General features: G+C 69.0%; 5 protein-coding genes. 3 read left to right on the top strand and 2 right to left on the bottom strand.

Annotation, left to right across the window (positions count from 1 at the left end; all coding sequences use genetic code 11):
* Positions 1–99 precede the first annotated feature (99 nt).
* Complete coding sequence (locus D7V88_RS38730) at positions 100–1,059, top strand: TIGR01777 family oxidoreductase (RefSeq protein WP_120545552.1); 960 nt, start codon at positions 100–102, stop codon at positions 1,057–1,059.
* Positions 1,060–1,062: 3 nt separating this feature from the next.
* On the top strand, positions 1,063–1,944 hold the full coding sequence (locus D7V88_RS38725) for an alpha/beta hydrolase (RefSeq protein WP_120545551.1): 882 nt from the start codon (positions 1,063–1,065) through the stop codon (positions 1,942–1,944).
* Here the strand turns inward: D7V88_RS38725 and D7V88_RS38720 are convergent.
* Entirely contained in the window at positions 1,939–3,012 is a 1,074-nt protein-coding gene (locus D7V88_RS38720; RefSeq protein ID WP_158625253.1) for a helix-turn-helix domain-containing protein, read from the bottom strand. The genes D7V88_RS38725 and D7V88_RS38720 overlap by 6 nt on opposite strands.
* Before the next feature lie 188 nt (positions 3,013–3,200).
* On the opposite strand from D7V88_RS38720, the gene D7V88_RS38715 reads away from it, so the two are divergent.
* A complete protein-coding gene (locus D7V88_RS38715; RefSeq protein WP_120545549.1) occupies positions 3,201–3,539 on the top strand; it encodes a TerB family tellurite resistance protein in 339 nt (112 codons plus the stop codon).
* Between the two features lie 60 nt (positions 3,540–3,599).
* On the opposite strand, the gene D7V88_RS38710 is transcribed toward D7V88_RS38715, so the two are convergent.
* Positions 3,600–4,967, bottom strand: coding sequence for a TAXI family TRAP transporter solute-binding subunit (locus D7V88_RS38710; protein ID WP_120545548.1), 1,368 nt, complete (start codon positions 4,965–4,967; stop codon positions 3,600–3,602).
* Between the last annotated feature and the right edge of the window lie 195 nt (positions 4,968–5,162).

Genomic DNA, 5,162 nt, shown 5'->3' with positions numbered 1-5,162 from the left:
CTATGCCTGGAAGCGAACGGGGCCTTGCGCGAAGGATGCGGGGGCCCCCAGGGGCGTTGGGCCTTCGCAACGGGCCCGTCACGCGGCAGGAGGTCGACGGTGAAGATCGTGATTCCAGGTGGCACGGGGCAGGTGGGCGCACTGCTGGCGCGGGCCTTCCTCGCGCGGGGTGACGACGTGGTGCTGATCAGCCGGGGCGGCCGGGGTGTCGCGCGCACGGTGTCCTGGGACGGGCGCACGCTGGGGGACTGGGCGAAGGAGGTGGACGGCGCCGACGCGGTCATCAACCTGGCGGGGCGCAGCGTGAACTGCCGCTATTCGGAGGAGAACCTGCGCCAGATGATGGACTCGCGGGTGGACTCCACGCGGGTGGTGGGTGAAGCCATCGCGCAGGCCGCGAAGCCGCCGCGCGTGTGGCTGCAGATGAGCACCGCGACCATCTACGCACACCGGCTGGACGCGCCCAACGACGAGGCCACGGGCCTCATCGGAGGGGATGAGCCGGACGTGCCCGCGTACTGGAAGCGCAGCATCGACATCGCCCAGGCGTGGGAGCGCACGCTGGGGGAGGCGAACACGCCGCGCACGCGCAAGGTGGCGCTGCGCAGCGCGATGGTGATGGGCCCGGACCGCGAGGGCATCTTCGACGTGCTCCTGGGGCTGACGCGCCGGGGCCTGGGCGGTACGGCGGGAAGCGGCCAGCAGTTCGTGTCGTGGATCCACGACCAGGACTTCGTGCGCGCCGTGCAACTGCTGCTGGAGCGCGAGGACCTGGAGGGCCCCGTGAACCTGGCGGCCCCGAATCCCCTGCCCCATCGCGAGCTGATGGCGAAGCTGCGCGAGGCGGCGCACGTGGGCGTGGGGCTGCCGGCGATGAAGTGGATGTTGGAGGTGGGCGCGTTCTTCATGCGCACGGACACGGAGCTTCTGCTGAAGAGCCGCCGCGTGGTGCCGGGGCGCCTGCTGGAAGCGGGCTTCACCTTCGAGTACCCCGAATGGGGAGCGGCCGTGCGTAACCTCGTGGAGCGCTGGCGCAACGCCGAGCCTGTCCGGAGCTGACCTGTGGCCTCGAAGAAGCCTGGCGTCCGGTGGGTCCGCGTCCTCGCGCTGCTGCTGGTCCTGGGGGCGGTGGGGTTTGGGGCGCTCACCGCGGTGCGAGGCCTGCGCACGGCGGCGTCGCTGGTGCATCCCTCTCGCAGCCCGGTGGTGCGCCCGTCCGGGCCCGAAGCGCTGACGGGGCTGGAGGACGTGTCCTTCCAGTCCGCGGGGCAGGTGCTTCGCGGGTGGTATCGGCCTTCGCGCGACGGCACGGCGGTGGTGCTGGTGCACGGCTTCGCGGCGAACCGCACGCAACTGCTTTTCGAGGCAGGCGTCCTCGCGGCGTCCGGGCACGGCGTGCTGCTGTTCGACCTGCACGGCCAGGGGGAGAGCGACGGCGACGCGATTGGCTGGGGCGACAGCGAGCGCGAGGACGTGAGGGCAGCGCTGTCCTTCGTCCGTGCCCGGCCGGAGGTAACGCCAGGAAGGGTGGGCCTGTTCGGCTTCTCCATGGGGGGGACGACGGCCCTGCTGGTGGCGCAGGAGGACCCGCGCGTGAAGGCGGTGGCGGCAGTGGGTGCGTTCCCGGACCTCGCGGGGGACATGGGCTCGCACTACGGCGCGAGCACCTGGGCCGTGCTGTGGGGGCTGCGCCGGGCCGGCATCGACGTAGGGGCGGTGCGGCCGTTGGACGGAATGTGCCGGTTGGAGGGACGGGGGCTCTTGCTCATCAACGGAGGCAGCGACCCTGACGGGCCCCAGAAGCTGGGGGCCAGCCTCTACCGCGCGGCCTGTGAGCCCCGACAACTGTGGGAGGTGCCAGACGCGGCCCACGGGGAGTACGCCCGGAAGGACCCCGAGGGCTACGCGCGGCACCTGCGCGAGTTCTTCGACCGGGCGCTATGAACGGCGCCCCTGGGAGATGAACTCACCCCGGCTTCCGACCTTCACCTTCCGCATGATGCTGGCCACATGCTTCTTCACCGTTTGCTCTTTGCATCCAATCGCAAGGGCGATGCCCTTGTTGGTAGCACCGAGAAGCAGGGACTCGGCCGCATCGCGCTCCTTCGGGGTGAGCTGTTGGGCCCAGTCCTGCCGCAGCCCCTGGCTCCGCTCCAGGATGCGCACCTGCCAGGTCAGAAGCCCGGCTTCGATGGCCGAGGACGGCGTGAAGGTCACCTGCAACGACTCGCCATTTCGACTCTCCTGCAGGGTGGTCGAAACGGGTTCCGGAGGCCCCGCGAGGGACCGCTCCTTCACGTGAGTCACCCACTTCTTGGGCACACCGTCAGAAGCAAGGTCGTCACGTGAGAACCACTTCGTCACCAGTCGGGTGGCCGCGTCCGTCCGCACCCGCTCGCGCCCGGGGGCCGTCAGCACCATCGTGGCGCCCGGCTCGGTTGAGACCGCCTTCAAGAGGTCTCTTTCGAAGCGGACGGAATACAGATACTGCACGGCCGTGACGGCGGCCTTGATGGACGGGAGGAGTTCCTGGAGCATCCACTGGTCCCGGGGCGTGAAGAAACGAGAGCCCTCGCCGTACACCGCGATGCCGCCTTTCAGGCCCTGCTGTCCTTCGAAAAGCAGGGCCGCCAGCGTGTGCTCCAATCGCAACTTCGCGTCACGGCTGCGCTGATAGGTTTCCGTGCTCTCCAATGCGCGGCCCTGAAGCATCTGCACCTCATTGAGCACGACATTGGGCTGGACCACCGTGGCCTGGAACACGAAGTCGCGAGAGGCCCACTCCGTGTAATCCTTGAGCAGCGGCATCGCGGTCGCCGTCTTCCATTGGAGACCCACGGACCCATCCAGGTTGGCGAACCCCACCGCGAGATGGTCCGCCCGACACAACAGGAGGATGCGGCTCTCGATGGCCTTGTAGATGTCTTCGTAGGTACGAACGCCAATGAGGTCCTGATGCATCTCCGCGCGGAAGGCTTGCTCGCGCGAGGTGAACTTCAAAGCCCTGGCCATGATGGGTACGCCCCCGAGTTGCAATACCTCCCAAGCATGGCAGGCCCGGGATCCATGCCCATCCCCCCTGGAAGGTATGTCACCCATGACACCCTGGCCCGCTCGGCAACCATCCTGCCCCTGAGACTCTCCTGGACGCGTCCCCCCCAGGCAGGTCAGCCTGGACCGCCCTGGAGGACGCAACCCGCATGGCCACCCCGTCGAACCCCGACTCCCACTTCCACATCGAGGTCATCAAGCTGCTGCTCCAGGTGGCGACCAGCGATGGCCGCGTCACTCGCGAGGAGATCGATCAGATCATCGATACCGCGCGAGGCTTCAGCGTCCCCCTCTCGGAGCTCGCTGCCCTCACCCACTGCCTCCAGGAGGGAAAGCCGCTACCTCCCCCGAACGTGGGCGTGCTGCGCGAGCAGCCGAACGCCGTCCTCGAGGCCGTCCACGCCCTCATCACCGGCGACGGCCATGTCCACGAGGCCGAAATCGAGATGACCCGGCAGATTCGCGAGATGCTCGGCATCACCCCCTGAAGTTCACACCGCCGCGCGCGCCGCCGCGCCCCCCCAGGGCCTCCGTCACGGCTTGCGCCCTCAGGCCGTCACGTGGAGCGGGACGTCCTTGTGCTCATGCGCGTCCGCCAGCCTGCGGGTGAGGCGGCGGCGCACGATGTCCAGGTGTTCGCGGAAGAAGTACAGGTTCTCCTGGTAGGCGAGCGGCACCGCGATGCGGTTCACCTCGCGCTCCGCCTCCTCCAGCCGCTTGAGCATGGCCTGGAGCAGCTCCTGATCCGGGTCCTCCTCCAACTGGATTTCAATCTCCTTCAACCGCGCGTACCAACGGAAGATGCGCGAGCGCACCCGCCAGAGGAACACCGCCGGCACCGCGCGCATCAGCGGCACCACCACCGCGATGATGGGCACCAGCATCACCCACAGCCGGTCCACCAGGTTCGCCGCCCAGAACGGCAGGTAGCGCTGGAGCAGCGGCACGCCGGACGCGTAGTAGCGCTTCGCCTCGCTGCTCAACGGGAAGCCCGCGGCGAGCGGCGCGGGGAACTCCCCCGTCTTGTCCAGGATGCCCGCCGTGCCGGAAACCTCACTGGCCGCGCGCATCAGGAGGTACGCGAGCGCCGGGTGCAAGGTGTCGCGCGCCACGAGCAGCGCGTTGGGCGCGAGCAGTTGCACGTCATGGTCCGGCACGTCCGTCGCGAAGTCGAACACGCCCCGGGGCAGCACGTGGCGCGACAGGTACGGGTAGCGGCGCGTGTATGCCTCCGCGCGCGTGAAGCTCAAGAGGCGCACGTCCTTCACCGCCGCCAGCTTCTGGATGCGCGGGGACTCCGCCGGGGCCACCAGGAACACCGCGTCCACGGTGCCATTCTTCAACGCGTCGATGGCCGCGTCCCGGTCCAGGGGCAGCAACTGCGTGGGCTCCGCGTCCGCGCGGTTCGCCTTCAGGAGCGTCATCGCCAGCGCACGCGTGCCGCTCTCCTCCGGCCCCACCGCGATGCGCTTGCCGGACAGGTCGCGCACGTCCTCCACGCGCTCGCCCCGGTAGAAGACCCACAGCGGCACATAGGAGAGGCTGCCCAGGGACACCACGTGCTCCGACACCTCCTGGCCCTTGCCACCCGTCGTGCCGCTCTGCGCGAAGGCGATGTCCACCCCGCTGTCCTCCACGTCCAGCAGGCCCACGCTGCTGACGGAGCCCTTCGTGGGACGCAGTTCCAGCGTCACCCCGTGCTGCGCGAGGAACTTCTGGTAGCGCTTGGCCATGTAGCCAAAGCCGCCTTCGTCCGGCGCCAGCGCCATCACCAGCGTCTTGGGCGGCGCGGGCTTGACGAAATAGAACGTCACCGCGAACGCGACCGCGATGAGGAGGGTCGCGGGGGCGATGGCGATCCACAGGTCGCGCCGCAAGGTGCGCTTGAGCTGCGCTTTCAACGAGTCCGTCTTCATGGGGATGCGCAGTATACCGACCGCCCCGTGCGAGGCCCTGCCGTACACCTCGTGGGTCCAGGCAGGCGAGCACGGCCCGACCCGGGGGCACTTGGCGCATCCGCTTGCGCGACACACCCTCCCTCCCAGGCCTTTTTGTAAGGGGTGTGGCATGGGTTGGCGCGGCGGGTGGGTGGTGTCCTTGCTGGTGGTGGG

Source organism: Corallococcus terminator, assembly GCF_003611635.1.
Lineage (GTDB): Bacteria > Myxococcota > Myxococcia > Myxococcales > Myxococcaceae > Corallococcus > Corallococcus terminator.
The sequence above is the reverse complement of the archived record's forward strand: the minus strand, read 5'-3'. Positions and strand labels throughout refer to the sequence as shown.